At 42.5% G+C, this 26,061-nt stretch carries 31 protein-coding genes; 16 read left to right on the top strand and 15 right to left on the bottom strand.

Annotation, left to right across the window (positions count from 1 at the left end):
- Positions 1–36: 36 nt before the first annotated feature.
- Positions 37–1,347: an ATP-dependent protease ATPase subunit HslU gene (gene hslU / locus GQ61_RS05755; protein WP_085784407.1), complete on the bottom strand. Its 1,311-nt coding sequence runs from the start codon at positions 1,345–1,347 to the stop codon at positions 37–39.
- Positions 1,348–1,893 (bottom strand): ATP-dependent protease subunit HslV, encoded by a 546-nt coding sequence (hslV, locus tag GQ61_RS05750; protein WP_085784406.1) that lies wholly within the window; start codon positions 1,891–1,893, stop codon positions 1,348–1,350.
- Between the two features lie 107 nt (positions 1,894–2,000).
- On the opposite strand from hslV, the gene GQ61_RS05745 reads away from it, so the two are divergent.
- A complete protein-coding gene (locus tag GQ61_RS05745; RefSeq protein WP_085784405.1) occupies positions 2,001–2,360 on the top strand; it encodes an HIT domain-containing protein in 360 nt (119 codons plus the stop codon).
- On the opposite strand, the gene GQ61_RS05740 is transcribed toward GQ61_RS05745, so the two are convergent.
- Both GQ61_RS05740 and GQ61_RS05735 read right to left on the bottom strand, forming a co-directional pair.
- Positions 2,337–3,293 carry an arginase family protein gene (locus GQ61_RS05740; RefSeq protein ID WP_085784404.1) on the bottom strand — a complete coding sequence of 319 codons (957 nt, stop codon included), beginning with the start codon at positions 3,291–3,293 and terminating at the stop codon, positions 2,337–2,339. The genes GQ61_RS05745 and GQ61_RS05740 overlap by 24 nt on opposite strands.
- A 31-nt stretch (positions 3,294–3,324) precedes the next feature.
- A complete protein-coding gene (locus tag GQ61_RS05735; RefSeq protein WP_085784403.1) occupies positions 3,325–4,854 on the bottom strand; it encodes a YifB family Mg chelatase-like AAA ATPase in 1,530 nt (509 codons plus the stop codon).
- 136 nt (positions 4,855–4,990) lie between these two features.
- Between GQ61_RS05735 and GQ61_RS05730 the strand changes: the two genes are divergently transcribed.
- Positions 4,991–5,578, top strand: coding sequence for a hypothetical protein (locus GQ61_RS05730; protein WP_085784402.1), 588 nt, complete (start codon positions 4,991–4,993; stop codon positions 5,576–5,578).
- The gene (locus GQ61_RS05725) at positions 5,575–6,282 is read left to right on the top strand and encodes a pirin family protein (protein ID WP_085784401.1); all 708 of its coding nucleotides are present in this window, start codon (positions 5,575–5,577) and stop codon (positions 6,280–6,282) included. Before GQ61_RS05730 ends, GQ61_RS05725 begins: the two co-directional genes overlap by 4 nt.
- Positions 6,283–6,291: 9 nt before the next feature.
- On the opposite strand, the gene GQ61_RS05720 is transcribed toward GQ61_RS05725, so the two are convergent.
- From GQ61_RS05720 to rsmI, 3 genes are read right to left on the bottom strand one after another with little or no spacing between them, the layout of a single operon-like run.
- The gene (locus tag GQ61_RS05720; protein WP_085784400.1) at positions 6,292–7,086 is read right to left on the bottom strand and encodes a BON domain-containing protein; all 795 of its coding nucleotides are present in this window, start codon (positions 7,084–7,086) and stop codon (positions 6,292–6,294) included.
- Positions 7,087–7,095: 9 nt separating this feature from the next.
- On the bottom strand, positions 7,096–7,446 hold the full coding sequence (locus GQ61_RS05715) for a YraN family protein (protein WP_269747292.1): 351 nt from the start codon (positions 7,444–7,446) through the stop codon (positions 7,096–7,098).
- A 2-nt stretch (positions 7,447–7,448) separates the two neighbouring features.
- Positions 7,449–8,357 (bottom strand): 16S rRNA (cytidine(1402)-2'-O)-methyltransferase, encoded by a 909-nt coding sequence (rsmI, locus tag GQ61_RS05710; protein ID WP_085784398.1) that lies wholly within the window; start codon positions 8,355–8,357, stop codon positions 7,449–7,451.
- Here rsmI and GQ61_RS05705 point away from each other — a divergent pair.
- Positions 8,357–9,568, top strand: a complete 1,212-nt coding sequence (locus GQ61_RS05705) for a penicillin-binding protein activator (protein WP_085784397.1) — start codon at positions 8,357–8,359, stop codon at positions 9,566–9,568. The two genes, rsmI and GQ61_RS05705, sit on opposite strands and share 1 nt — an antisense overlap.
- Here the strand turns inward: GQ61_RS05705 and GQ61_RS05700 are convergent.
- Positions 9,565–10,164: a nucleotide exchange factor GrpE gene (locus tag GQ61_RS05700; protein WP_085784396.1), complete on the bottom strand. Its 600-nt coding sequence runs from the start codon at positions 10,162–10,164 to the stop codon at positions 9,565–9,567. The two genes, GQ61_RS05705 and GQ61_RS05700, sit on opposite strands and share 4 nt — an antisense overlap.
- Positions 10,165–10,172: 8 nt before the next feature.
- The gene (gene hrcA / locus GQ61_RS05695) at positions 10,173–11,210 is read right to left on the bottom strand and encodes a heat-inducible transcriptional repressor HrcA (protein ID WP_085784395.1); all 1,038 of its coding nucleotides are present in this window, start codon (positions 11,208–11,210) and stop codon (positions 10,173–10,175) included.
- A gap of 76 nt (positions 11,211–11,286) precedes the next feature.
- On the opposite strand from hrcA, the gene rph reads away from it, so the two are divergent.
- From rph to GQ61_RS05675, 4 genes are all read left to right on the top strand, one after another.
- Positions 11,287–12,027 carry a ribonuclease PH gene (gene rph, locus GQ61_RS05690; RefSeq protein ID WP_085784394.1) on the top strand — a complete coding sequence of 247 codons (741 nt, stop codon included), beginning with the start codon at positions 11,287–11,289 and terminating at the stop codon, positions 12,025–12,027.
- Positions 12,017–12,619, top strand: a complete 603-nt coding sequence (gene rdgB / locus GQ61_RS05685; protein WP_198157289.1) for an RdgB/HAM1 family non-canonical purine NTP pyrophosphatase — start codon at positions 12,017–12,019, stop codon at positions 12,617–12,619. Before rph ends, rdgB begins: the two co-directional genes overlap by 11 nt.
- Positions 12,616–13,779, top strand: a complete 1,164-nt coding sequence (gene hemW, locus GQ61_RS05680) for a radical SAM family heme chaperone HemW (RefSeq protein ID WP_085784392.1) — start codon at positions 12,616–12,618, stop codon at positions 13,777–13,779. The genes rdgB and hemW overlap by 4 nt, the downstream gene beginning before the upstream one ends.
- Before the next feature lie 68 nt (positions 13,780–13,847).
- Entirely contained in the window at positions 13,848–14,270 is a 423-nt protein-coding gene (locus GQ61_RS05675; RefSeq protein ID WP_085784391.1) for a hypothetical protein, read from the top strand.
- A 28-nt stretch (positions 14,271–14,298) separates the two neighbouring features.
- Here GQ61_RS05675 and GQ61_RS05670 read toward each other — a convergent pair whose 3' ends face one another.
- From GQ61_RS05670 to GQ61_RS05660, 3 genes are read right to left on the bottom strand one after another with little or no spacing between them, the layout of a single operon-like run.
- Entirely contained in the window at positions 14,299–14,775 is a 477-nt protein-coding gene (locus GQ61_RS05670) for a Smr/MutS family protein (RefSeq protein WP_085784390.1), read from the bottom strand.
- Positions 14,772–15,863, bottom strand: a complete 1,092-nt coding sequence (gene mltA / locus GQ61_RS05665; protein ID WP_085784389.1) for a murein transglycosylase A — start codon at positions 15,861–15,863, stop codon at positions 14,772–14,774. The genes GQ61_RS05670 and mltA overlap by 4 nt, the downstream gene beginning before the upstream one ends.
- Before the next feature lie 9 nt (positions 15,864–15,872).
- Positions 15,873–16,520 (bottom strand): Tim44/TimA family putative adaptor protein, encoded by a 648-nt coding sequence (locus GQ61_RS05660; protein ID WP_085784388.1) that lies wholly within the window; start codon positions 16,518–16,520, stop codon positions 15,873–15,875.
- A 90-nt stretch (positions 16,521–16,610) separates the two neighbouring features.
- On the opposite strand from GQ61_RS05660, the gene secB reads away from it, so the two are divergent.
- The gene (gene secB / locus GQ61_RS05655) at positions 16,611–17,153 is read left to right on the top strand and encodes a protein-export chaperone SecB (protein ID WP_085784387.1); all 543 of its coding nucleotides are present in this window, start codon (positions 16,611–16,613) and stop codon (positions 17,151–17,153) included.
- On the opposite strand, the gene dnaQ is transcribed toward secB, so the two are convergent.
- Together dnaQ and coaE are read right to left on the bottom strand one after the other, a co-directional pair.
- Positions 17,128–17,805 (bottom strand): DNA polymerase III subunit epsilon, encoded by a 678-nt coding sequence (gene dnaQ / locus GQ61_RS05650; RefSeq protein ID WP_085784386.1) that lies wholly within the window; start codon positions 17,803–17,805, stop codon positions 17,128–17,130. The two genes, secB and dnaQ, sit on opposite strands and share 26 nt — an antisense overlap.
- Positions 17,798–18,421 (bottom strand): dephospho-CoA kinase, encoded by a 624-nt coding sequence (coaE, locus tag GQ61_RS05645; RefSeq protein ID WP_085784385.1) that lies wholly within the window; start codon positions 18,419–18,421, stop codon positions 17,798–17,800. Before coaE ends, dnaQ begins: the two co-directional genes overlap by 8 nt.
- 283 nt (positions 18,422–18,704) lie before the next feature.
- Between coaE and hemE the strand changes: the two genes are divergently transcribed.
- From hemE to GQ61_RS05605, 7 genes are all read left to right on the top strand, one after another.
- Positions 18,705–19,724, top strand: a complete 1,020-nt coding sequence (hemE, locus tag GQ61_RS05635; RefSeq protein WP_085784383.1) for a uroporphyrinogen decarboxylase — start codon at positions 18,705–18,707, stop codon at positions 19,722–19,724.
- A complete protein-coding gene (gene hemH, locus GQ61_RS05630; RefSeq protein ID WP_198157288.1) occupies positions 19,717–20,733 on the top strand; it encodes a ferrochelatase in 1,017 nt (338 codons plus the stop codon). Before hemE ends, hemH begins: the two co-directional genes overlap by 8 nt.
- Complete coding sequence (gene hemJ / locus GQ61_RS05625; protein WP_085784381.1) at positions 20,726–21,175, top strand: protoporphyrinogen oxidase HemJ; 450 nt, start codon at positions 20,726–20,728, stop codon at positions 21,173–21,175. Before hemH ends, hemJ begins: the two co-directional genes overlap by 8 nt.
- Positions 21,176–21,252: 77 nt before the next feature.
- Positions 21,253–22,509: a transcription termination factor Rho gene (gene rho / locus GQ61_RS05620; protein ID WP_085784380.1), complete on the top strand. Its 1,257-nt coding sequence runs from the start codon at positions 21,253–21,255 to the stop codon at positions 22,507–22,509.
- Positions 22,510–22,514: 5 nt separating this feature from the next.
- Positions 22,515–23,177 carry a 16S rRNA (guanine(527)-N(7))-methyltransferase RsmG gene (gene rsmG, locus GQ61_RS05615; protein WP_085784379.1) on the top strand — a complete coding sequence of 221 codons (663 nt, stop codon included), beginning with the start codon at positions 22,515–22,517 and terminating at the stop codon, positions 23,175–23,177.
- Positions 23,134–23,910: a ParA family protein gene (locus GQ61_RS05610; protein WP_085784378.1), complete on the top strand. Its 777-nt coding sequence runs from the start codon at positions 23,134–23,136 to the stop codon at positions 23,908–23,910. Before rsmG ends, GQ61_RS05610 begins: the two co-directional genes overlap by 44 nt.
- A complete protein-coding gene (locus tag GQ61_RS05605) occupies positions 23,904–24,785 on the top strand; it encodes a ParB/RepB/Spo0J family partition protein (protein WP_157111154.1) in 882 nt (293 codons plus the stop codon). The genes GQ61_RS05610 and GQ61_RS05605 overlap by 7 nt, the downstream gene beginning before the upstream one ends.
- On the opposite strand, the gene GQ61_RS05600 is transcribed toward GQ61_RS05605, so the two are convergent.
- Positions 24,782–26,044, bottom strand: a complete 1,263-nt coding sequence (locus GQ61_RS05600) for an MFS transporter (protein WP_085784376.1) — start codon at positions 26,042–26,044, stop codon at positions 24,782–24,784. The genes GQ61_RS05605 and GQ61_RS05600 overlap by 4 nt on opposite strands.
- Positions 26,045–26,061: the final 17 nt, after the last annotated feature.

The following is a 26,061-nucleotide window of genomic DNA, read 5'->3' as shown; positions in this document are numbered from 1 at the left end:
GAAGAACTGCTTATCAAAAAGCAGTTCTTCTTATCCCTAAAGGATAAACTTCGATAGATCTGTGTTCTTTGCTAAATCACTTACATGCTCTTTCACAAATTTAGCATCAATATTAATGCTCTCTCCGTGACGATCGCTGGCTGTAAAACTAATTTCATCCAGTAATTTTTCCATCACGGTCTGTAAACGACGGGCCCCAATATTTTCAACGTTTTGATTGACCATGGCTGCTGTCTTAGCGATTTCAAGGATCGCTTCTTCTTTAAATTTTAAATTCACCCCTTCGGTTTCAATCAAGGCTTGATATTGACGAATTAAACTGGCTTCAGGCTCTTTTAAAATACGTACAAAGTCTTGTTCTGAAAGCGCTTTAAGTTCAACCCGGATGGGAAGCCTTCCTTGTAATTCAGGCAAAAGATCAGATGGTTTTGATAAATGAAACGCCCCGGAAGCGATAAACAAAATATGATCGGTTTTAACGGTTCCATATTTCGTGGCAACGGAGGTTCCTTCGATCAACGGCAACAGATCCCGTTGCACGCCTTCACGGCTCACGTCAGCCCCTGATCTTTCTGATCTTCCGGCGATTTTATCGATCTCATCAAGGAACACAATCCCGTTTTGCTCAACCGCTTCAATGGCTTCTTTGATCGTTTTTTCTTGATCGATCAGCTTATCGCTTTCTTCATCAACGATAATTTTAAAAGCTTCTGATATTTTCATTTTCTTAGGTTTTAAGCGGCTTCCAAATGTTTTGCCAAAAATATCACCTAAATTAAGCATTCCCATTTGAGCCCCAGGCATGCCTGGAATATCAAGAGTAGGCATTTGTAAACTGTTGCTTTCATTGATCGGAATTTCGATTTCGCGGTCGTCAAGTTTTCCTTCACGCAGCATCTTACGAAACTTTTGTACGGTCTCTTCGCTGGCTTTATCACCAACCAGCACTTGCAAAATGCGCTCTTCAGCATTGAGTTCGGCCTTGGCTGTCACTTCTTGGCGGTGATTCTGCTTTGCCGTAGAGATCCCAATTTCAACCAAATCACGAATAATCTGTTCCACATCTCGGCCCACATATCCAACTTCTGTGAACTTGGTAGCCTCAACTTTCAGGAAAGGCGCATCCGCAAGCTTTGCCAAGCGCCTTGAAATTTCAGTTTTCCCTACTCCCGTCGGGCCTATCATAAGGATATTTTTAGGAAGAATTTCTTCCCGCAATTCTTGAGGAAGCTGTTGGCGACGCCAGCGATTCCTGAGGGCAATAGCGACAGCCCGTTTGGCTTCATGCTGGCCAATAATAAAACGATCAAGTTCAGAAACAATTTCACGGGGGGTAAACGCTCTCATTTATAGGCTCTCAACAGTAACGTTATGGTTAGTATAAATACAAAGGTCTCCAGCAATTTTCATGGAACGGCGGGCGACCTCTTCGGCATTCAGATCTTTTACATCGATCAAGGCACGGGCTGCAGCTAAAGCATAGGATCCGCCTGAACCAATTCCGATCAAACCATCTTCGGGTTCTAACACATCTCCAGTTCCGGTTAAAATCAAGGATACATTCTTATCAGCAACAGCCATCATCGCTTCGAGACGGCGCAAATATTTATCCGTACGCCAGTCTTTTGCAAGCTCAACACAGGCGCGCGTTAGTTGGTCGGGGTACTGTTCTAATTTTGTTTCTAATCTCTCAAAAAGCGTCATGGCATCCGCCGTTGCCCCCGCAAAACCAGCAATAACTTTACCTGGTATTAACTGACGAACTTTACGTGCATTGGACTTCAATGTAATGGAACCGAGGGTCACTTGCCCATCGCCTGCAACAATGACCTGACCATTTTTACGCACAGATAAAATCGTTGTCCCGTGAAGATTTTGTTTGTCTTTATCCATATGGACTCCTTTCTTGACGGAGAATACTATACATTAAGACAATAACCATGTTTTTTTAAACTGTCAGTCCGTATTTTAAAAAGGATTGAAAAGAGGAAGATTAAATAATGACGCTGTATGATGAAAACAACGTTTTTGCTAAAATTATTCGCGGGGAAATTCCTTCAAAAAAAGTTTACGAGGATGCGTTTTCTTTGGCCTTTCATGATATTAATCCGAAAGCCCCTATACACGTTCTTATTATTCCTAAGATAAAAGTTAAAACGTTTCAAGACTTTGCTCGGGACGCTTCTCCTGAAGAAATGAAGGGGTTTTTTAATGGTATGGATCATGTTTTGAGAATTCTCAATATCCAAGGTGGGTACCGCATTATGGCGAATACGGGGATTCACTCCGGTCAAGAGGTAGATCATTTTCATTTACATATTCTTGGGGGAAAACATCTAGGCCCTATGGTCTGCGCTTGATTGCAGAATTCCTTCGATGACGGCAGTCCAAGCTTTGCCGATATTCTCAAGATTATACCCTCCCCCTCCCAGGGCTAAAAGTCTCTTGTGTCCAAGGTCGTGAACCAATGTCGTTAAAGATTTTGCCGCATGAAAATGCGCTTTGGGAGAGTAGGCAAGAGAAGCTAAAGGATCATCTTTCAAGCTATCAGCCCCACATTGTAAAATAACGAACTCTGGTTCGTGTTTACTGACGAAGTCAAAGATTGTTTGAAAGGCTTGCATAAATGCGTCATCTCCAGACCCTGGGAACAAAGAGATATTAAGTTTCAGACCATGACCAGGTCCTTTTCCCCGTTCGTAATACTCACCACTTCCCGGATAAAGGGGGGATTGATGGATATCCCCATAGATCAAACAAGGATCTTCTTCAAAAGCGTAATAAACACCATCTCCATGATGAACATCGATATCAACATAGGCTATTTTTTTAAGATTATACTTGTTTTCGAGAACTTTAATCGCAACGCCACAATCATTGAATACACAAAATCCTGCAACTGAATTTGGATATCCATGATGAAGACCAGCGATAGGGATGAACGCTTGATCTATTTCTCCGTTCATAATTTTGTCTACTGCATCAAGCGCAGATCCAACAACTAAACAGGAAGCTTCATATACTCCCTTAAAAGCAGGGGTGTCTCCGTAATCTAAGTATCCTTCTCCTGTTTGAGATTTTTTGATAACAAAATCGATAAAATCAGAAGAGTGAAATGATTCAAGTTCTTCTCGCAAACAGCTTTTCCCTTTTAAAAGATGAACTTTGCTTTCCAATTTTTTCTTTAAAAAAGCCTGTTTGAAAGCATCAAAGCGATGATTATTAAATGGATGATCATCGCCAAATCCATAGGCAGCTAAACGCTCATCTAAATAAACCCCGAGTCTTTTCATGCTTTTTCTCCCTTGAAAAATACTAGCATGATTAAAATGATTGGGAAGAAAAATAACCTTGGGTTTTTAAAAAGATCGCTTCCGCTAAATGCTCATACCCAAGGGTAGAGTCAGCGTTAAGATCAGCAATGGTACGCGCAACTCTCAAAAGACGATGATAAGATCGTGCAGACAATTTAAGTTCGTGGCTTGCCTTTTGCAATAGAGCTGTACCCTCTGTGGAAAGAGGTGTTATTTCTTCCAGAAATTTCAGTGGGACATCGGCATTGGTTTGAGACATTTTTGGAAAGTGTTGATAGCGATTTTTTTGCAGGAGCCGTGCTTGCAGAATGCGTGCTTTTATTTCAAGAAGATCAGAAGGGGAAGAAGGGGCGGCTTGTAGATCTTGAAACTTTACTTCTGGAACGCTGACGCACAAATCAATTCGATCCATAAATGGCCCTGAAATCTTTAAAAGATAATCATTGATACACTGCGGTATGCGACGGCACGCTCGACTGGCATCGTAGGCAAAACCACAGCGACAGGGATTCATGGCCGCCACTAATTGAAATTTGGCAGGATACGTTACGTGATGATTTGCCCGTGCAACGGTGATTATTTTATCTTCTAAAGGTTGACGGAGAGATTCTAAAGAGTTTCTTGAAAACTCAGGCATTTCATCCAGAAAAAGAACCCCGTGATGGGCGAGCGTAATTTCTCCGGGTATTGCTCGATGCCCTCCTCCCACAAGAGAAACATGAGAGGCGGAATGATGAGGTGCCCGAAAAGGTCGTCTATGAACAATAGATCCTTGGGTGAGTTGGCCACAAAGACTATGCACCATCGAAACTTCAAGGGCTTCTTCAGCTTCTAGAGGTGGAAGTAAAGAAGGCAACCTTTGCGCCAGCATTGTTTTTCCCGCCCCTGGAGGTCCAATCATCAGCAAGTGATGACTTCCCGCTGCAGCAATCTCTAAGGCTCTTTTTGCTAAAGATTGTCCTCTGATATCGCTCAAAATTTTTTCCGTTTCTTGATAGTCCGTGAGTTTCGGTTGCGGTGACGCGAGAACTTGTGTTCCTTTAAAATGATTCACAAGGTCGAGTAAAGTTCTGGCGGCTATGATCGACATGTCCCCTGCCCAGGCCGCTTCTGGGCCAGAGGCCTCAGAACAAATAATTCCCCGATTCAAACTATTCGCATGAACAGCGGCAATAAGAGCCCCAGAAACAGCTGTTATCCGGCCGTCTAGTCCTAATTCACCGAAGGCTATAAACTCAGAAACTTCTTCCTGACTCAGGACTTTAAGTCCGACAAGCAACCCGAGCGCAATAGGAAGATCATAATGACTGCCTTCTTTTTGCAAATCTGCTGGCGATAAATTAATGGTAATACGCTTTGGAGGTAACGACAGCCCCATCGAATAGAGTGATGAACGGACGCGTTCCTTGGATTCGGCCACCGCTTTATCGGGAAGACCTACAATTGAAAAAGCTGGCAAACCATTGGTGATCATTGATTGAACATCAACATCAATGGCATTCAACCCTTGAAAGGCGATCGTCGAAACGTGAGAAACCATTTATTTACCCTGTTATATTATTCTATTGATAGGTGTGATTTAGACAGTGTGTCAAGAATAATAATAGAAACGTTTAGAGGTAAGGTTTCTCTACCTCATGACTTAGGACGTTTGCTTAGAAAAAGGAATAACAATCGTGCGTTCTTTTAGAATAGTCTCTCTTTTCTCTTGCCTGCTTTTCAATTGTTCTGTGTGGGCAAGCGATGGCAGCTTTGAACGCGCCTACACTTATTTAAGGAATGACACAAAGCAAGTTGTGGAAACCCATGAAGGCACAAAAGTGCGTCCTGATCATGTTGGTATTCTAACAAGTCACACTATTGAAAATCTCTATGAAGAATTTGACGAAACCATGAATACTTATGTTCTGGATACACGTCGTCGTTTTAAGGAAATCGAGGTCGACGCATTGATCAAGACAGCCACTCCAAGCAATATAAAACCTTGTACTGTTTCCTTTAAAACCTATTCTATGTTCAAATGGGGAAAGGTGACGCTCGCGACTTTTGTCTTAGTAAGTCAGGAAGGGAATGAGTTGGTTTGTAAACCTTTGGCGATGGAAATTCACGGCAATGCCTCTCTTAAGCCCGGGGGAGAAGTATACCCAATAAAAGATGCCATGGCCAAACAGGACGACTATAATAAAAGTAACCCCGTACGTTATGTCCCTATCATTATTGAACCAGGCATCCATATTCATATCGAACCAAGGCATCAAAAATGATGATTATTCGTCGAGCCGATGAACGCGGCCTCACAAAAACATCTTGGCTAACAAGCCATCATACTTTTTCATTTGGAGATTATATCGATCCTCTTCATCGCGGCTTTGAAGTGCTAAGAGTGATTAATGAAGATTTTGTAGCTCCCAGCGAAGGCTTTCCTTTGCATTATCATGAAAATATGGAGATTATTACCTATATGATTTCAGGCGTACTTCAACACAAAGATACGCTTGGCAATAGTGTAAAAATCTCTGCGAATGAAATTCAAAGAATGACAGCCGGTCATGGCATTCGTCACAGTGAATTTAACGCCTCGGATAAAGATCCTGTCCATCTCTTACAAATATGGGTTTTGCCAAACGAGCGCGGGCTTGAACCAAATTATGAACAAATGTCCGTTCCAGTTTTGACGTCAGGCTCTGGATGGGTACCGCTCATCAGTCCGGAAAAAACTGAAAACTCTCTCTCGATTCATCAGGATTTGGCTTTATATAAAGCCACTCTATCCCCTGAAGAAAAGATTTCTTATACGCTGCAAGAAAACAGAGCGGGATGGATCCAGGTCATTAGAGGGGATCTCAGTCTCGAGACTGAGACACTTTCATCGGGCGACGGTGTCTCATTTTATGGTCCAATGACGATCGATCTTCAGTCTCATAAAGACTCTGAGATTCTGTTATTCGATATGGCTCTCCGCGTTTAAGATTCTTTCCTATTGAAATGAAGAACCTGTATTCGGTGCATCGAGACTTTGCATTTCAATTCCTCCAGAGGATCCCATAGGCGCTGAAGGAGCATTTGTCATGGGAGATGGGGTCGATGGTTGCCTCATTGTTGAGGGTTGTTGCGATTGACCACCCTGGGACATCATATCCCCTTGCGTGGGTTGGGAAGAAGAATAAGGAGCTGTCAGATATTGTGGCTTAATACGCACATAGCTCACCACGTTTTTCACCCGACTTGTTCGTCTTGCAATATCAATAACCTTATCTAATTCTTTTTGATCTTGGGCAACACCCATCAAGTATACCGTCCCTTTGATCGTTTGGATGTTGTAGTTAATTGAGCTTATATCGCCGTCAAAGAGGAGCTTTGATTTTAATTGAGTTGTAATCCAGGAATCACTTGAATATCCTCCGAATCCCCCTCCTTCACCGACCGTTGTTTCATCAATAACTTCTTGAACCCCATCAACCTTCCAAGCAAGACGCACTGCATCAATTTGTACTTGAGGGGTCGGAACGACACCTGTCAACAGAACGCGTCCTTGACGTACAACGATATCAACGTGTTTGAGCAATGCAGCACTATGTTCCATATACAACATATTAATACGCGTCTTGATGCTAGAATCACTGAAAACTCCGCCAATTCCACGCTCCTCAGCGACAGAAGTTGTCACTGCTGCACCAGTCCCCACAAACAAAACAGGCTCACAGCCAGAAAGAACGAGAGATCCGAGGGCAGTTGAGGATAAAAGGGCTAAGGACTTTAAAATAGTTTTCATGAAATTCTCCTATTCATCATTGAACCAAGCATTTTCAATATGCTGTAATCGCCAAGGTGTTACCAATATAATATCGAAGCGTATAGCATATTCTTGAAACTTTGGAAATCGGGCTATGAAAAATTGCCCCGCTCGAATTAATCTGTTTTTTTGTTTAGAGGTCAGCGCTTCAGCGGCTCGCTCATAGGAATTTCTTGATTTTACTTCAATAAAAACTAAGCACTTTCCTTTCACCATGATTAGGTCAATCTCTCCCACTTTCGTTTTAAAGCGGCGGAATAAAGATCTATACCCTTTACATCTCATCCAGAATTGAGAGACATATTCCGCCAATAAACCTCTTTGATAATTTGACGGCATAATCATCGGAGCGTGTCCTTTAATCTCAACATAATTTTATATATTTTCTGTCGCGGCTGTTGTGTTTTCGCTTGAACTTCACTCACAGCTTCTTTCCCAGATTTTCCTTGGGCTAAAAGTTCTTTCAGCAAATCCTCCAAATCTTGCTCACTAAGTGGATTGATAGATTGACCCTCCACCAAAAGAACGATCTCTCCCTTAAGAGGCGCTTGATTTTGAAGAGCCTCTTGAAGAAACGAGACAGAACCTCTCAATACTTCCTCAAATTTTTTTGTCAGCTCTCGTGCAACAGCCACACGACGCTCTCCCATAACTTCTTGGATCGCATCCAAAGTATCAACAAGTCGTTGAGGTGTATCAAAAAAAATTAATGTATGGGTCAGGTCTTTAAAAGATTCTAAAAAGCTTTTTCTTTGCTGTTCTTTTGCAGGGATAAACCCGCAAAAAGTAAAGGGCAGAGGATTAAGTCCTGATAAGCAAAGTGCCGCTAAAACAGAGGAGGGACCAGGAACGACAGTGACGTAGAGCCCTTCTTCAACAACAGCGCGCACCAGTTTATATCCTGGATCAGAAATTAAGGGCATCCCTGCATCGGAGATCAGAGCGATGGTCTTGTTGTCTTTTAACCCTTCGATGATTTTTGGACGTACTTTCTCTGCATTGTGATCATGGTAAGCTTGGAGTTTCGCCTTAATACCATAATGTGTTAAAAGTTTTTGGCTCACGCGCGTATCTTCACAGACGATAAAATCTGCCGACTTTAACGTTGTAAGCGCTCTCAGTGTAATATCCTCTAAATTGCCAATGGGGGTTGCAACCAGATAAAGCCCTGGAGGATATTTACAAAATCCTTTGAGATCGCTAGGCTCATCTAAAGTTTTGACGAATGAATTTTTAGGATGGGGCTTCAATGTTACTCTCGATGAAAAGAAAACCTTTTCTGTTGTGTCTGGTGTTAATGATCCTTTCTGGATGCAGCAGTAGTGTACAAGAGTCCATTGACGAAACACAACCCCCCCCTATTCTCACCAGTACCATTGAAGGGGAAGAACTTATAACGCCTACGCTGCCTGATGACCAAAGCGCTGAAAAAAAAGCGACGCATCTTCCTGTCAAAAAACACAAAGTAGGAATTTTATTACCTTTAACTGGCGTACGGAGCCATATCGGACAATCCTTATGGAAAGCGATCGAACTTAGCTTTTTCGAAAGTGGAGAAAACATTTTAGAGTTAATCGTAAAAGATACAAAAAGTAGTCCTGAAGTTGCCAAAGAATCAGCACAAGCTCTGGTACAGTCAGGATGTGAAGTGATTGTAGGTCCTATCTTTGCCGATGAAGTGAGTGCGCTTACTCCTGTTGTGTCTGGACAAAATGTTTCTGTTTTGTCTTTTTCAAATGATCCTAAAGTAGCGCGTGATAATATTTTTATTCTAGGTTTTTCCCCAAAAGAACAATTGCATCGTTTATTGGCCTATGTTGATTCCCTAGGGGTAAAGAAAATTTCCGCATTGTTGCCTCGAAACGCCTACGGAGATCTCGTGTCGCAAAATCTTCTTTCTCTTCAAGAGGAATTAGGGTTTCAGATCATCGCCTTAGAACGTTATGAAACAGGACAACAAAACTTTGCAAGCTACCGTGAAAAATTGAAACTTCCTGAAACCCAAGCTCTTTTATTAATCGACGGAGAAAAGACAGCGAATAAAATTCTCAGCGATTTAGATATGGATGATTCCACCCTTGATAATCTCCGCATTCTCGGTCTCTCCCAATGGGATCACCTCCCAAAACCAAGCTCCGATGAACTACAAGGGGCTATGTTTGTGGCACCAGATCCAAGCTTACGTGCTCCCTTTATGAGTAATTTTGAGAATACGTATCATCAAGCTCCCGAACGCATTTCATCTCTTGCCTATGATGCGCTCTCACTGTTAACCGCTTTGGGACGGCAAAATGAGATTCACCCTTTTAAAGTGGACACTCTCTTACAGCCAAGCGGTTTTGAAGGCATTGAAGGGCTATTCCGTTTAAAATCCGATGGAACCTCTGAACGCCGCTATGCGGTGCTTCAGTTTTCCCATGGCGTTTTAAAGGTTCTTTCCCCTTCAAACACCAAATTCTAGACTTCAATGTTTGTTGAGGGAGACGCCGCTCCTCCTTTAGCGATTCCCACCAAAGCAGGTCGCAAAAGGCGATCATGAAGTATAAATCCATCTTGCATCACTTCAACGATGCTTCCTGCAGGATGCGTATTGTTTTCGACCTCGAACATAGCTTGATGTTGATGATGATCAAATGGATCGCCCGCTTTTGGAGCTATTCTTACAATGTGATGACGCTCAAAGGTTTTTAGGAGTTCCTTTTCTGTCATTTTGACACCGTCAACAAAACCCTGAACTTCCTTATCTTCAAAAGTTTTTGAATCCACCGTTTTCAAGGCACGCGAAAGATTATCAGCGATATGAAGTAAATCACGGGCAAAGGATGTGATTCCAAAACGTACACTTTCTTCTTTTTCCTTGTGTGCACGTTTTCGCGTATTCTCTGCGTCTGCAAGAGCACGCAATAAATTATCCTTCATTTCACCAAGCTTATTTTCCAGCTGCTGAACCTTTTCTTCTACAGACTCTTCCTTCTCAGACGCAAGTGACCCCTCGACAGTGTCGGTTGCGTTTTCATTGTTTTCTTGAGTATCTTGAAATTCTTTGTTTTCCATCATGACTCCTTTCAGAAATCAATCATACGACTGATCATTTTTGCAGTATAGTCCACAAGGGGAATGATGCGCCCATAATTTAAATGTCGCGGACCAATAATACCTAAAGCTCCTATAATCGTTTTATTATTATTGCGATAGGGGGAAACGATCAAGGATGTTCCCGACAAACCCGCTATAGGATTATTAGAACCTATAAAAATTTGCACACCTTCACCCGCAATAGCGGCATCTAACAATCGGATGACATTCTCCTTTGTCTCTAGCTCAGAGAACAACAGACGAAGTCTTTCTAAATCCTCTAAATGGGTGACATCTTCTAACAAGTGAGATTGACCAGTCACAATCAATCTTCCTGTTTTAGGTTCTCCAGACCAAGTGCCTAATCCTGCCTCCACAACCATTTTTACCAAATCATCGAGGGAATTCTGTTGTTCCTTCAATTCTTTTAACAAGGCTTTGCGCGATTCATTGAGGTTTTTTCCTATTAAACGCGCGTTTAGAAAATTACTCGCTTCTTGCAATGTTGAGATTAAAAACCCTTGAGGAAGAGTAACAATTCTATTTTCAACAGAACCATCTTGGTTCACCAATATAACAAGCGCTTGATTATTATTTAAAGCCACAAATTCAATATGCTTGAGAGGACTTTCTTGTTTTGGAGCAAAAACAAGACTCACACACCGTGAAAGTCCTGAAAGAGTTGAGACAGCATTTCCCAAAAGTTCTTCAATATCTGGATGATCAGGTGTGTAGTGCTTTTCAAAATTTAATTTCTCTTCTTCGGACAGGGCTCCAATTTCAATAAGGCTATTAATAAAAAAGCTAAGCCCCGCTTCCGTTGGTACACGACCGGCTGAGGTGTGAGGAGAATAAAGTAATCCCAATCTTTCTAACTGGGCCATTACATTACGAATCGTTGCTGAAGATATATCAGCTTTCATGCGTTCACAAAGAGTGTGAGAACCCACAGGCTCACCAGTTTCACAATAGGCGTCCACTAAGCTTCGAAAAATCTCTTTTGATCTCTCGTTTAGTTCATAAATCATCAAAATTTCTTCCCTTTTCTTCTAGAAATGTAGTAAGTCAAAGAAAAGACGTCAATGTTAAAGAAAAGGAGCCTTCATGCGTCCATCCCAACGTCAGGCAGATCAGTTAAGAGATATTAAGATTGAACTCGGCTATGCAAAGCATGCTGAAGGCTCATGTTTGATCCATTTTGGTGAAACGAAAGTACTGTGTACAGCCACTGTGGAAGAAAAAGTACCCCCTTTTATTAAAGATTCAGGTGCTGGCTGGGTAACAGCAGAATATGGTATGTTACCGCGTTCAACCCATACACGTATGTCCCGTGAAGCAGCACAAGGAAAACAAACTGGTCGCACGCAAGAAATTCAAAGACTCATTGGACGTGCTCTACGATCAGTGACAGATTTTAGCGCCATGGGTGAACGTCAAATAAAGGTCGATTGCGATGTCATACAAGCGGATGGTGGTACTAGGACGGCGGCTATTACTGGCGGCTATTTAGCACTTCATATGGCCTTTCAAAAACTAAAAAGAGACGGTATTATTTCTAAAAATCCCCTTACTGATTTTCTAGCAGCTATATCGTGTGGCATCATTAATGGTGAAGCTGTTTTAGATCTCGATTATATGGAGGATAGCAACGCCATCGCCGATGCAAACTTTGTTATTACTGGTTCAGGAAAAATTGTTGAAATTCAAGCGACCGCCGAGCAAACTCCTTTTGAGCGCTGGGAATTCGAGGCATTATTAAAACTGGCCGAAGATGGCATTAAAACTTTGATTGAATTGCAACGACAAGTTCTTAAAGAAGCTGAGGAAAGTTCAAGTGCCGCGTAAGCTTGCCCATGGCTCCAAAATCATTCTTGCAACAAGCAACATTGTTAAAAAGCGAGAAATATTAAATCTGCTAGAACCCTACGGTTTAGACATTATTTTTTCCGATAATCTAAAACCAAAGGACCATGAAGAAAATGGGCGTACTTTTTGCGAAAATGCTCTCATTAAAGCGCAGGCCTATCTTAGCGGTGATTCCCCAGTTTTATCTGATGATTCTGGTTTAGTGATTCCAGCGTTAAATGGTCGACCTGGTATTTTCTCAGCACGTTTTGCTGAAGAAGTTGGCGGATATCCCCGTGTATTCGAAGTTCTTGAACAAGAGCTTTCTTCTTCCAAAGATTATCGCGCCTATTTTGAATGTTGTTTGGTTCTTTTATGGCCAGAAGGCCATGGGGAATCATTCTCTGGTCGCGTTGAAGGGACCCTTGTTTTTCCACCCCGCGGATATCAAGGACAAAAAAATTATGACTCTATTTTCATTCCAGAAGGATCCACAAAAACCTTTGCTGAAATGAAGTTAGAAGAAAAGCAAAAAATTAGCCATCGCGCTCAAGCCGTCAGAAAACTGATTCAATACTGTCTAGAGCCATGAACCAAAACCTTTTTGGTCTTTACATCCATTGGCCATTTTGCCTTTCGAAATGCCCCTATTGCGACTTTAATAGTCATGTCCGTGACTCCATTGATGAAGAAAAATGGCGTGACGCTTTACTAAAAGAGCTTGATTATACGGCACAACGCATTCCAGGACGCACTTTATCAACGGTTTTTTTCGGCGGTGGCACGCCTTCCTTAATGAGTCCTAAAACTGTCGGTGCGCTTTTAGACCGTCTTGGGCATTATTGGCAAATAGATCCTAAGCTTGAGGTCACCCTCGAAGCCAATCCCAATTCTGTTGAAGCGGATAAATTTCAGAATTTTAAAGCAGCCGGTATCAATCGTCTTTCTTTGGGCATTCAGTCCTTAAGACAAAAAGACTTAAAATTTTTGGGACGTTCTCATAGTCTTGAGGAGGCTCTCAAGGCTATTCATACTGCGCAGAAAATCTTTCCAAGATTCTCTTTTGATCTTATTTATGCCCGTCCAGAACAAAGCCTCGATGAATGGCAAAGAGAACTGACAGAAGCGCTTGAATATGCGCAAGGTCATTTGTCTTTGTATCAACTTACTATTGAAGCCGGTACAGCCTTTCACACTTTACACGAACGAAAAGCTTTTCGTTTACCTCAACCAGAACTCGCAAGTGATTTTTATGCCCTCACCCAAGAAATGACTGAAAAGCATGGGGTAAACAACTATGAGGTATCTAACTATGCGCGCCCTGGAGAAGAATGTCGCCATAACTTGATTTATTGGAAGTATGGAGACTTTGCCGCCATTGGGCCTGGCGCTCATGGAAGGCTTACACTTGATCACAAAAAAATCTCTTTAAAAAATCTAAAGGCTCCCGAAACATGGATCAATGCTGTTGAAAAACAAGGACATGGATCTGACGCTGAAGAAATTCTCTCTCCAAAGGAGTGTGTTGTAGAGGCTCTTATTATGGGGATGCGTCTAAAAGATGGTATAGAGTTTTCAGTGCTGGAGCGCGAATACCCAGGATCTTCTTCGATTCTCAAAAATCATTCTAACACCCAACGATTAAGAGAAGCAGGATATTTAGAACTTGATGAACACACGCTGCGTACAACCTTTGAAGGTCGTCTGCGCCTCAATAGTGTGATTGATTATTTAACGGATAGCTTAGAGTAAAGAGAGTGTTTTTTCTTAAAAGACTATGGTATAGGTCTTCAGAAAATACACTTATGGGAGAAAGTATCATGAAAAAACTTATTTCTTTATCCGCTGTTTTGATGATGACAGCCACCTTAAATGCCTCCACAACAACTGATAACCTGGAAAATGAGGCAGCTATTTTAACCCCCCATCAAGCCATCGAAGGCACAGGATGCCCTTTTGTTGACACAAAAGAAATTTTAACGCTCGATGCACAAGGTCGCATGGAATCCCAAGGTCAAATTTGGATCGTGGCTCCTGATTCAACAAAAACGATTAAAACATTAGCAACGCTCGAGGGAGACAAATCCCTCATGCGTTACGACGTATTACAACATGGTAAAATGGCTTCTATGGAAACACAAGGAAAAGACAAGCGTTGCACTTATACCTTGTACCTTCACCCAGACCATCCCGCATTTTCTGATTTTGATCTCAGCTTTACGTTGATTCATACAGAAAAATAATGATGTGAGAGGGTGCTGCAAAGCATCCTCACTTCATCAAGAGCGGTTTAAGATCAAGATAAAAAGCGCCACTCCCGCCATCTTTAGGGCTTGCTTGGCTATAATGATTAACAAGAGCCAAAAAGTCTTTTTCTTTCATCCATTTTGAAAAATTTTCTTTAAGCGTTCCGAGCCCGCTGATGCTCCCTCTTAATCCTTTGCCTGTGATAACAATAACCTGCAACTGATGAGACTGTTGTTTGCGCATTAGAAAATTCATGAGAACAGTCCGCGCCTCTTCAACCTTATAACCATGCAAGTCGATTTTCTTCCTGATCGGATCACGAGTCTTGACTATTGCTTTTGCAGAAATAGACGAGGGTTTCATTTTCTGCGTCTTAGAAGATGATTTTGAAGATTTAGGTTTTTTTTGGATTTTATTAGGAAGAGCAATGACCCCCTTTTGGTACGCTTGCCAAATTTCTAAATCCTCTTCAGTAAGGGGGGGGTTATGTTTTTTAGTCATTTCGCTTTTGGAAGAAAGATATAAAAGCAACTATCCAGCTGCATGGGGCCTGCAAGTTCACCAGCGGACGCCCCTGTTCCACAAAAAACATCCCCTCTCAATGGTCCTTTGATAGCGCCTCCCGTATCATGGGCTAACATCAATCTTGTTAAATCGGGTGTTTTACCGTTACGTGATTTTCCTTCGATCCATAAGGGAACGCCTAAGGGTATATAGCGTGGATCCACTGCTAAACTTCTCAAAGTCGTTAAAGGTTGTCCAAGCGCCCCCACAGGTCCCCTACCCTCTAATTTTTTAAAAAAAACATATGATTTATTGAGAGTAAAAAGTTCTTCACGCTTTTGAATATTGGCATCTAACCAACTGCGCACTGTTTGCATAGAAATTTCTTCTTGGGCTATTTCTCTACGTCGTACCAACTCCTTCCCCACAGATGTATAAGGATATCCATTGGTGCCATGGTAACTCACACGCATTTCACCTCCGTCTGGAAGTTTTATAACTCCTGATCCTTGAACAGCTAAAAAATAGGCGTCTTTTGGATCCTTAAGCCATGCGATTTCTAGGCCTCTGTTCTTTAAAGCCCCTTGATGAATTTCAGCGCGTGTAAAATAAGGTTTGAGGGTTCCTTGTTCAACGCGTCCTGCGATACGACGCCCTTTTAAATCATCACTAAAAACCCCCATATCCTCAACAACAACCAACTCTTCCGGACGACGATAGAGAGGGGTCGTATACGGTCCCTCTTGCCTCAGCGATCCCTCATAAATTGGTTCATAATACCCTGTTAATAACGCTTCGTTATCGTCTTGCGGAAGAAGACGATGGGGAACAAAATAAGTTGTGAGAAAATGTTGAAAGTCAGTAAAGTCAGAGGCTAATAAGTCTTGCCATTGCGCTTTGTCTCCCAACCAGCCAAAATTAAACCTACCCTTTGTTTTTAAATATTCTAAAGAACTATGCCAAGCGTCACCCACCCCCTCAAACGTCTCTTGCCGCCATCCCGGCAACTGCTCAAACTCTACCCTTTCGAGCTGATAGGGGCACGTTGTAAAATTACTTGAAAGGTGTGCAGCCAGCGTTTGCATCCAGAATCCTTAACTGTTAATTTTTACAAGCATCCAATTTGGATCCGAGGATTTTAAGTCCTTCTGAAACGTCCATGTATCATGGATTTCTTCTGACTGTTTTGGATCGCCTTCAAGAATGTTGCCACTCTTGTCGCGCAAAATGTGCGTTTGTTCCGTAACAAAAAGCAGTGTAATCCGAGCCATAGTTCCCGATACAGTAATATACTCAGGCGTCACAGATTCTACGCGCAACAGCGTTGTCTCAAGCACTTCCCCTGCCTTTTTTCGCGCTTCGCATTCTGTGCTAAAATCCTTATAAATATCTTTACTGAGTAAAGATTCAATGTCCTGTATAGTGCCTTTTGCAAAGTGACTGATGATAATTTCAAAAGCTTGGCTTGCTCCTTTGATAAAATTTTTCCATAAAAAAGTTGGATCTATGGACTTAAGGGTCGCAATTTCAGAGCTAAATTTTTCAGGAATAACTTCAGGAGGCGTTGCAGCTTTAATCTTATCATCAATAACTTCGCCTTTTAACCAAATCGATATTTTTTCGGCGCGCTCTTTATCTTCATGCCCCCGTTTTTCGCCAAGGACAAGATATAATCTGTATAAAATTACACCAGCAATAAGAGCGAAGATGATAATCTGAAGGACTTCTGTGTCTAAACTCATTCTATCTTTTTCTCCTTTGAGAAAACACTATGCGGCGTGTGTGTTTTTAGTTAATATACCCCAAAATAAAATTTTTCTAAGGAGCAAATTATGCCAGACAAAAAAAAGTCTGTCCCTCATACGTCAAACGTTCAAAACTCTCAGAATCAAATTCCGATGGCCCCTCTTCTTGTGAATGGTCAATACATTAAAGATCTTTCTTTTGAGAACCCCAATCCATTAAAAAGTTTAACGCAACAAGAAAAAGCTCCAGAAATAAGCGTTAACGTTGACCTTCAGGCTAACCCTGTTCAGGATAAAACCTTTGAGATCGTTCTACACATTAAAGCAGACGCCACTAGCGATAAAGAAAGAATGTTTTTGGTTGAGCTGGAATATGCTGGCATTTTTACGGTTGGTGACATTCCTGAACAAAACGTACACCCAATCTTAATGATAGAGTGCCCAAGAATTCTTTTCCCTATGGCACGGGCTATTATTGCTAATATTACACGTGAAGCTGGGTTCCCTTCCTTGTCATTGAACCCCATTGATTTTGCGGAACTCTATCGTCAACAGTTTATGTCAGAAGCAAAATCAGATCCTTCGGACCCGAAAGCAAAAGAGTCTAAAAAGAGTTCCAAAGAGCATTAGAAATTTTTCCTAAAATTTCCTTATGATTCTTTAGTTCCTCTTCACTGGCAGGAAAAGAACGAATTGGACGCACATTCTGAGTGTGTCCATCAACTCTTGAGAGTATATGTTGAGCTTCTTCTTCAAGATGGAAGGTAGACTGACGGCCCCCTATTAATTCTAAATAAACCTCTGCGAGTAATTCCGCATCCAAAAGAGCACCGTGCTTAACACGTGTTGAGTTATCCACATTAAAACGACGACAGAGCGCATCAAGATTAGCAGGAGATCCTGGAAATTTCTCACGGGCAATTTGTAATGTATCAATGACGCGCTCAAAACTTAACGGAGCAATCTCAAGAGAACCAAGTTCATGATTTAGAAATTTCATATCAAAACGCGCGTTATGGATCACAAGAATATCGTCTTGAATAAATTCTAAGAATTTTTCTGCCACATCTTTAAAAACTGGATGATCCCTTAAAAACTCTTCGGACAACCCATGAACATTAAAAGCTTCTTGCGGCATGTCTCTTTCAGGGTTGATATAACAATGAAATACATTTCCGGTGGGAACATGATTCATCAGCTCAAGACATCCTATTTCCACCAAGCGGTGACCAGATTTGGGGTCAAGTCCTGTGGACTCGGTGTCGAGGACGATTTCACGCATTGTATTTCCTTAATTGTAAACAAATTGGGTTCAGCAGATTTCTAAGATCTCTGAAGGTTTTACTCTTTCCTCTTGAAGTTTCAAGAACAAAATCTGCGCGTTTTTTACGTTCTTCTTCAGGTAAAAAACGCTTTAAAATTTCTTGCAACCTTTTTTCATTCATATGAAGACGGGCAAGAACTCTCGTTCGTCTTACTTCTTCTGGTGCCCACACCATTAACACGTAATGACACAGGGTATTGATTCCTTTTTCAAATAAGAGAGGTATATCAAGAACAACAAGCGGTATTCCACGCTTTTGATGGTAAAGAATAAAAGCGTCTCTTGCTTGAGCAACACGCGGATGAAGAATAGCTTCCAAGGCATTAATCTTTTCAGGATCAGAAAACACGTTTTCTCTGAGCCAGTGTTTTACGACTTTGCCCTCGAGGACAGATTGGGGGAAGGCCTGCTGAATATCATCCAAAACCTCAGGGTCTTGATAAAGGTCGTGGACACAAGCATCAGCATCAAAGATGGGAACCTTTATTTTTTTAAACAGCCTGGCTGTGGTCGATTTCCCCATCCCGATAGAGCCTGTCATCCCCAGTATAATCGTTGCAGGGGTTTTATCCATAAGTTATCACCAGCCCTCTCTTATTCGTATGTGGGTAACTTTTTATTCCCAGAGTTACATGTCTTATCCCTACTTTATCCGAAAATTATACATCTGTGGATAAGAAGATAGAAAAATATTGGCTGAGAGGGCTACCTTAAGAAAATCCAATGTGTTAGAAGAACAAGAAACGGTATATAACTTTTTCCCCTGGTTCCGGAAAAGAGTTTTCCACAGGACTACTACATCTACTACCTTATTACTTAGTAATAATATATAAAGAAGAAGAGTAAAAAGCCCGTTCATGAAACCCTTAATTGACCTTATTCGAACCAAAAGTTCTCAACGTGTACCCATCTGGTTTATGAGACAAGCCGGCCGATACCTTCCTGAATATCGCGCTCTACGCGCGCAACAACCAGATTTTTTAAAATTCTGCTACACCCCAAAATTGGCTGTGGAAGCAACTCTACAACCTCTGAAGCGTTATGATTTGGATGCCGCCATACTTTTTTCAGATATCCTCGTCATTCCCCATGCTTTAGGTCAGCATGTGGGTTTTGAAGAAGGCGTCGGACCAATTCTCGGGGACTTTCATTTAAAGAATCTGAAGATCGATCGCCTTGAACAAACGCTTTCACCCGTTTTTGAGATTTTGACAACCCTTCGAGCTTGCTTGCCCCCCCATATAAGTTTAATAGGCTTTTCTGGCGCTCCCTGGACCCTGTATTGTTATATGATCGAAGGACGGGGGAAGCGAGGGTTTTCAAAAGCTATTGCATGGGGGCAAGAAAATCCTCAGCAATTTCGGGAAGTTATGGAGTTGCTGACAGACGCTGTTGTTGCGTATCTTAAGCATCAAGTAAGAGCGGGGGCTGAGGTGGTGCAACTTTTTGATACTTGGGCAGGAGAAGCCCCCCAAGACTTATATGAGATAGGGGTAGTGAAGCCGGTAACAAAGATCGTCAAGGAATTGAAGGCTTTTTCTGCCCAAGTGCCTCTCATGGGGTTCCCTAAAAATATCGGAGAAAGAATCGTACCGTATGTGAAAGAGACGGGCATAGATGTTTTAAGTCTGGATCCAACTTTTAATCCAGAGGCTCTTGCGCAGATTCTTCCACAAACAGTTTATCAAGGCGGCCTTGATCCGGAATTGGTGGTGCTTGGAGGAGAGGCTATGATCAAAAAAGCCGATACGTATTTGAAAGCTTTCAAAAATCGCCCTTATATTTTTAATTTAGGTCACGGACTTTTGCCCAAGACACCGCCTGAAAATGTGCAGAAGCTGATTGACCATGTGCGAAAGATGAATGTTGATGGCTAGTCAAAGAGTTGCTGTTGTTTTGTTTAACTTAGGCGGCCCTGATTCCTTACAATCTGTTGAGCCCTTTCTGTATAATTTATTCAAGGATCCTGCGATTTTGAGACTTCCTTGGGGGATTCGCCATGGGCTGGCGAAAATCATTTCAAAGCGACGTGCTCCGCAAGCGCAGGAGATTTATAAACACCTAGGAGGGGCGTCTCCTCTTTTAGAAAACACTGAAACGCAAGCCCGCGCTTTAGAAAAGATTTTGGGAGAGAATTATAAAGTTTTTATAGGGATGCGCTATTGGCGGCCAAGACTAGAGGAAACGGTTGAGCAGATAAAAGAATGGAATCCAGATAAAGTCGTTCTTTTGCCCCTGTATCCTCAATTTTCAACGACCACGACCCAATCGTCCTTGGATGAATGGAAAGAGTATAGTCGACAACAAGAGAGGGTGATCCCAACAGAGGTGATTTGTTGTTACCCAGAGGAGGGGGGGTTTGTAAGAGCAATCGCTCAACGTCTTGCAGATCAATTAAAGTCCTTGAAACCATCAAAGTCCTATAGGGTCTTGTTTACGGCCCATGGATTACCCCAAAAAATTGTTGACGGGGGAGATCCCTATCCCAAACATGTAGAGATGACGATCTCTGCGGTGTTAAAAGAACTGACGCGACTGGAAATCCCAATTGAAGATTGGGTAACATGTTATCAGAGTAGGGTGGGGCCTTTGTCTTGGATTCGTCCCTATACGGATGATGAAATACACCGAGCTGGCAGAGAGGGGCTGGGAGTGGTGATTGTGCCTGTAGCTTTTGTTTCCGAGCACTCTGAAACGCTTGTTGAGTTGGATATTGAGTATCGCGCTTTAGCGAAAAGAGTCGGGGTTCCTTTTTATCATCGTATTCCGACTGTTTCAGATCATCCTGATTTCATTCAGTCTCTTGCCCGTTTAGTTAAAGATGAAAAAGAAACAGTGTGTATAGCAGGTGATAAACAATGTACATGTGGGGGGTATCGTGGCTGATTATTTGACCGGCTATTATTTATGGATAAAGGCGCTTCATATTATTTTTGTGATGTCATGGATGGCGGGGATGTTGTATTTGCCAAGGTTGTATGTCTATCACGCTCAATCCAAACCTGGCTCCGAGCTTTCTGAAACCCTGAAGATTATGGAAAGACGTCTTTTAAGGGGCATTATTAATCCGGCGATGATCGCTAGTTTTATTTTTGGGGGGCTTTTGTTGATGGTACCAGGGGTGCTTGTGAGTCCTTTGGGGTGGTTGCACGTGAAACTCCTGTTTGTTTTGTTGCTTTCCGCCTACCATGGTTTCCTCGCCCGATGGCGCAAGGATTTTGAGCGAGATCAAAACCAGCGTTCACACACCTTCTACCGAATGATCAATGAGATTCCGGCTGTTTTTATGATTATTATCGTAATTATGGTTGTCATTAAACCTTTTTAGGGGTATAGTAAAAAAATCCAAGTGGTCATAGGGCCATCAAAACTAAATTTTTCCAACATAAATATGAAATTTAAGCAATGAATATCAATGAATTAAAAGCTAAAGCGCCTGCTGAGTTACTGGAGCTCGCGGAACAACACGAAATTGAGAATGCTTCCACCCTGAAAAAACAAGATCTTGTTTTTGCTATTTTAAAGAAACTCGCAGAAAAGGACGTCCCTATTTTTGGCGAAGGAACGGTGGAAATTCTTCAAGATGGATTTGGTTTTTTAAGGTCTGCGCAAGCCAATTACTTGCCAGGACCCGATGATATTTATGTCTCCCCCAGTCAAGCAAGACGATTTGGTCTCAGAACAGGGGATATTGTTGAAGGACAAATTCGCGCCCCCAAAGATTCAGAGCGTTATTTTGCGCTTCTCAAAGTTAACCTCATTAACTTTGAACCCCCAGAAAACGTAAGGCATCGTATTAATTTTGATAACTTAACGCCCCTTTATCCCGATGAACGCTTTAAATTGGAATATGACAACGGGGGAAAAGATAATTCTACGGGACGGGTGATTGACTTAACAAGTCCTTTGGGGAAGGGACAGCGTGCTTTAATTACGGCACCTCCCCGAACCGGTAAAACGATGATGTTGCAGCAAATCGCCCACTCTATTTCAAAAAACAATCCAGAGGCTTATCTGATTGTTCTTTTGATTGACGAGCGCCCGGAAGAGGTGACTGATATGGCCCGTTCCGTCAAAGGAGAGGTGGTGAGCTCGACTTTTGATGAGCCTGCCTCCCGTCACGTACAGGTTGCTGAAATGGTTATTGAAAAAGCGAAACGCCTTGTGGAATATAAAAAAGATGTCGTTATTCTTCTGGACTCTATTACTCGTTTGGCGCGCGCCTATAACACAGTCGTGCCGTCCTCGGGGAAAGTGCTAACGGGGGGTGTTGATGCCAATGCTCTGCAAAAACCAAAGCGCTTTTTTGGCGCTGCTCGTAATATTGAAGAGGGAGGATCCCTCACCATTATTGCAACAGCCTTGATTGACACGGGATCGCGTATGGACGAAGTTATTTTCGAAGAGTTCAAGGGCACCGGAAACAGTGAAATTATTTTGGATCGTAAGTTGTCAGATAAGCGCGTCTTCCCCGCGATAGACATTACGCGCTCTGGAACGCGTAAAGAAGAGTTGTTGGTTGATAAGGGGGAATTAGCGAAAATGTGGATTTTGCGCCGTATCTTAAATCCCATGGGACCCCAAGAAGCCATGGAGTTCCTCCTTGAAAAGTTGCGTCAGACGAAGAACAACGCTGATTTTTATGAGTCTATGAACACTTAGACCCGATGGAGCACGATCGTTTTTGTGGCTTGTTGGGAGCGTGTGTTTCACGTGAAACATTTTTTCAACTTGTTGGCTTTGTTCAAATACTGTTGAAGTGGCAAGAAAAACTTAATCTTATCTCCAAAGAGTCTATTCCTACGCTCTGGGAGCGTCATGTGGTTGACTCCGCACAATTACTTCATTTTCTTCCTCAAGAAGGGAAAATTGTTGATCTGGGAAGTGGGGGTGGATTCCCGGGAATTGTTCTTTCTATTCTCAGAAACGATGACGTTATTCTCCTTGAAAAAGATGAACGTAAGGCGACATTTTTGCGCCATGTCAGTCGTGTTCTTTCTTTGAAGACAAAAGTGATTTGCCAGCGCATAGAAACAGTTGACTCCTTACACGCTCCTCTTATTACGAGTCGCGCCCTGACGTCCTTGAATCACCTCATGGCCTATATGCAGCATCTCGGCACTGATAGTGTGCAGGGGTATTTCTTGAAGGGAAAAACGACCGATGAAGAGGTTTCCGAAGCCGCCCAAACTTGGATTTTTAATGTTGAAAAATTCCCTAGCCGAACAGATCAAAGTGGGGTAATTATAAAAATAAGCAGCTTAAAACAACGCAAGGGGGAAGAGGATGACCATCATAGCCGTGGCCAATCAAAAAGGGGGGGTTGGTAAAACGACGACTGCTGTTAACCTTGCAACTTCTTTAGCCTCTGTCGAACAAAAAGTCCTTCTCATTGATTTAGATCCTCAAGGAAACGCCTCAACGGGGATGGGGCATTTTGATCGACAGACGAAATCCGGCTCCTACGATATTCTTATTGGACGAACATCCTTCGAAAAAGGTATTGGCCGTACAAAAATACCGAATCTTTATATATCAACAGCCTCAAGCGATTTGGCTGGGGCTGAAATTGAATTGGTTTCTCTGAAGGGGCGGGAGTATAAATTGAGAGATGCGCTCGCTCAAGCGCGCTTAGAGTATCAGTATATTATTATCGATTGTCCACCGGCCTTAGGATTACTGACGGTGAATGCCCTAGTGGCCGCCGACGAAGTACTCGTCCCCCTTCAGTGTGAATTTTATGCGCTGGATGGTTTAGCACGATTGGTTGAAACTATTAAACGTGTCAGGAATACTTTTAACCCCACCCTTAAACTGTCAGGCATCGTTTTAACAATGTTTGATAAACGAAGTGCTCTTTCGGCACAGGTGGCCGAAGATGCCCGCTATCACTTTAAAGATAAAGTCTTTAAAACAGTTATTCCGAGGAGTGTGCGGGTTTCTGAAGCGCCTTCCCACGGAAAACCCGTCGTTATTTATGATGTGCAAAACACGGGTTCTATTGCTTATATGCACTTGGCCAGCGAAATATTATTGAAACAAGCCGGAGGATCACAATGGTAAATCCATCTCGTTCACTTGGTCGCGGATTATCTGCAATTCTTGGCCCTGATTTGTCAGAAGACACGGCCAATACAATTCGTATGATTAATATTAATGATTTGGTGGCAGGCCGTTATCAACCACGTAGTCTTTTTGATGACGAGAACATGGACTCCCTGGTGGCTTCCGTTAAAGAAAAGGGGATTTTGCAACCCATTATTGTGAGACCTCTGATCGGTCATTCAGGTCCTTTTGAAATTGTCGCCGGTGAACGGCGTTGGCGTTCGGCTCAAAAGGCTGGATTAGATCAAGTCCCCGTCATTGTGCGCCCCTTAAGCGACGTAGAGGCCCTCGAAACAGCGCTGATTGAAAACGTGCAACGTCAAGATTTGAACCCCCTTGAAGAAGCGGAAGGGTATCAAAAGTTGATGGTTGAGTTTCACCATACGCAAGAAGAGCTTGGAAAAATCATTGGAAAAAGTCGCAGTCATATCGCCAATATTTTGCGCTTATTAACGTTGCCTGAAGATATTCAAAGCTATGTTCGTCAAGGAAAACTAACGGCGGGTCACGCGCGCAGTTTGGTGGGGCAGCCCAATGCGCGGGAGTTGGCAGAAAAAATTCTTAATCAGAATCTCACCGTTCGACAAACTGAAAAACTCGTTCAAGAGACGCACAATAAGGTCTCTCCCAAAAAACTGTCCCCCCAAAAAACGGCTGAACCGGAAGAGATAGGAGACAATCAACAGCTTACAGAGATGATTAGTAATTTGTTAGGGGTAAAAGCCGAGGTGTCGCTCAAAAATAAGCCCTATCAATTGACTCTTTATTTTAAAGATCTAGAGCAGTTAGATCAACTTTTGGATAGATTTACCAAAAACAACGAAAAGCTCTAGGCGATCATTTTTTCTAGAGTTTCGCCTTGGCCAACCACAGGTGTTTCTGAAACAGGCGTTGGGCGATTAAAGAAACGATTTCTCAAGGCGAGAGAAATCGTAGCCAATGTGGAAACAGACGCCCCGAAAACGAACGACCACGCTAAAGCGCCGTCAGCAAACCAACCGCAAACAGCTCCTGCTAATAATGACATAACCCCTATGACGATATAAAATAAACCAATGGCTGTTCCCAAGATGCGTTTGGGGGATTCATCGGCAACAATGGCTGTAAATAAAATTTGTGAACTTCCCCGTTGCGCTCCCCAAAGCAAGACGCCCACCAGGCCCAACCACAAATCTGTCGCAAAAATAAAGCAAACGTTTGACAACAACAGGGTAATGTAAGAAAAATAGAGCAGTTTTGAACGATCGATTTTATCCGAGAGACGACCAATGGGATAGCAACATAACGCTGAAATGGCATTAAAAATGCCAATCGTCGCCATACATAACCACGTTGGAGCTCCCAGTTCCTTAAGACGAAGCGCTAAAAAACCATCACTAAAGCGCGCAAACATGAATAAAGATGAGGTGATAAGCAACGACCAATAATTAAGGGGCAACTTCGCGATATCTTTCAACGATAAGCGACTTTCTTGAGTTTTTAAGGGGAGATTAATTTGTGTGCCCGAAACTTCTTCGTTCATTCCTTTCCACAGCAATATAACGGCAACCAAACACGGAATGAGGCCAATCCACAAAAGAACGCGATAATTTTCTGTAAACAAAGTTAAAAAGCTTACGAGAAAAGGTCCAATAATGCATCCCACTGTTTTGCCCGTCATCATGATGCCATAACACGCTCCCCGCGTATCACGGGTTGAGATGTCGGCCACATAAGCATCTCTGGGGGTCGCGATAACACCATTACTCATACGTTCAAGAATTTTTGAAGTCATGACGCCGCCCACACCCGCCGCCAAAATAAAAAATGGCTTTGAGAGCGCTGTCATGAGAACCCCAAAAATCAACGTTGGTTTCTTTTTGCGAGAATAGTCGCTCGATATCCCAGAGAAAAGTTTACTAATCTGAGAGAGGCCTTCCGTAAAGCCTTCCATGGCGCCCATGGAAAACATACTGATCCCGAGAACAGCGGTAATATAAAAAGGGGAAATGCTAAACGCCATGGTTGTCGAGATGGCCACAAGCATATTCGCTATCGTAACTGGCCAAATTTCAGCCGGAAGCCATCCAATTCTTTCCTTCAGAGAGAACATTTCTTTTCCCTTATAAT

Origin of the sequence: Candidatus Nucleicultrix amoebiphila FS5, assembly GCF_002117145.1 — a bacterium.
GTDB classification, from domain to species: Bacteria; Pseudomonadota; Alphaproteobacteria; order Caedimonadales; family Nucleicultricaceae; genus Nucleicultrix; species Nucleicultrix amoebiphila.
The sequence above is the reverse complement of the archived record's forward strand: the minus strand, read 5'-3'. Positions and strand labels throughout refer to the sequence as shown.

Bases quoted from the DNA above. Each gene is read 5' to 3' on its own strand.
- hslU (WP_085784407.1), bottom strand. From the start codon at position 1,347: ATGAGAGCGTTTACCCCCCGTGAAATTGTTTCTGAACTTGATCGTTTT.
- hslV (WP_085784406.1), bottom strand. From the start codon at position 1,893: ATGGATAAAGACAAACAAAATCTTCACGGGACAACGATTTTATCTGTG.
- GQ61_RS05745 (WP_085784405.1), top strand. From the start codon at position 2,001: ATGACGCTGTATGATGAAAACAACGTTTTTGCTAAAATTATTCGCGGG.
- GQ61_RS05740 (WP_085784404.1), bottom strand. From the start codon at position 3,293: ATGAAAAGACTCGGGGTTTATTTAGATGAGCGTTTAGCTGCCTATGGA.
- GQ61_RS05735 (WP_085784403.1), bottom strand. From the start codon at position 4,854: ATGGTTTCTCACGTTTCGACGATCGCCTTTCAAGGGTTGAATGCCATT.
- GQ61_RS05725 (WP_085784401.1), top strand. From the start codon at position 5,575: ATGATGATTATTCGTCGAGCCGATGAACGCGGCCTCACAAAAACATCT.
- GQ61_RS05720 (WP_085784400.1), bottom strand. From the start codon at position 7,086: ATGAAAACTATTTTAAAGTCCTTAGCCCTTTTATCCTCAACTGCCCTC.
- GQ61_RS05715 (WP_269747292.1), bottom strand. From the start codon at position 7,446: ATGCCGTCAAATTATCAAAGAGGTTTATTGGCGGAATATGTCTCTCAA.
- GQ61_RS05705 (WP_085784397.1), top strand. From the start codon at position 8,357: ATGTTACTCTCGATGAAAAGAAAACCTTTTCTGTTGTGTCTGGTGTTA.
- GQ61_RS05700 (WP_085784396.1), bottom strand. From the start codon at position 10,164: ATGATGGAAAACAAAGAATTTCAAGATACTCAAGAAAACAATGAAAAC.
- hrcA (WP_085784395.1), bottom strand. From the start codon at position 11,210: ATGATTTATGAACTAAACGAGAGATCAAAAGAGATTTTTCGAAGCTTA.
- rph (WP_085784394.1), top strand. From the start codon at position 11,287: ATGCGTCCATCCCAACGTCAGGCAGATCAGTTAAGAGATATTAAGATT.
- hemW (WP_085784392.1), top strand. From the start codon at position 12,616: ATGAACCAAAACCTTTTTGGTCTTTACATCCATTGGCCATTTTGCCTT.
- GQ61_RS05675 (WP_085784391.1), top strand. From the start codon at position 13,848: ATGAAAAAACTTATTTCTTTATCCGCTGTTTTGATGATGACAGCCACC.
- GQ61_RS05670 (WP_085784390.1), bottom strand. From the start codon at position 14,775: ATGACTAAAAAACATAACCCCCCCCTTACTGAAGAGGATTTAGAAATT.
- mltA (WP_085784389.1), bottom strand. From the start codon at position 15,863: ATGCAAACGCTGGCTGCACACCTTTCAAGTAATTTTACAACGTGCCCC.
- GQ61_RS05660 (WP_085784388.1), bottom strand. From the start codon at position 16,520: ATGAGTTTAGACACAGAAGTCCTTCAGATTATCATCTTCGCTCTTATT.
- secB (WP_085784387.1), top strand. From the start codon at position 16,611: ATGCCAGACAAAAAAAAGTCTGTCCCTCATACGTCAAACGTTCAAAAC.
- dnaQ (WP_085784386.1), bottom strand. From the start codon at position 17,805: ATGCGTGAAATCGTCCTCGACACCGAGTCCACAGGACTTGACCCCAAA.
- coaE (WP_085784385.1), bottom strand. From the start codon at position 18,421: ATGGATAAAACCCCTGCAACGATTATACTGGGGATGACAGGCTCTATC.
- hemE (WP_085784383.1), top strand. From the start codon at position 18,705: ATGAAACCCTTAATTGACCTTATTCGAACCAAAAGTTCTCAACGTGTA.
- hemH (WP_198157288.1), top strand. From the start codon at position 19,717: ATGGCTAGTCAAAGAGTTGCTGTTGTTTTGTTTAACTTAGGCGGCCCT.
- rho (WP_085784380.1), top strand. From the start codon at position 21,253: ATGAATATCAATGAATTAAAAGCTAAAGCGCCTGCTGAGTTACTGGAG.
- rsmG (WP_085784379.1), top strand. From the start codon at position 22,515: ATGGAGCACGATCGTTTTTGTGGCTTGTTGGGAGCGTGTGTTTCACGT.
- GQ61_RS05610 (WP_085784378.1), top strand. From the start codon at position 23,134: ATGACCATCATAGCCGTGGCCAATCAAAAAGGGGGGGTTGGTAAAACG.
- GQ61_RS05605 (WP_157111154.1), top strand. From the start codon at position 23,904: ATGGTAAATCCATCTCGTTCACTTGGTCGCGGATTATCTGCAATTCTT.
- GQ61_RS05600 (WP_085784376.1), bottom strand. From the start codon at position 26,044: ATGTTCTCTCTGAAGGAAAGAATTGGATGGCTTCCGGCTGAAATTTGG.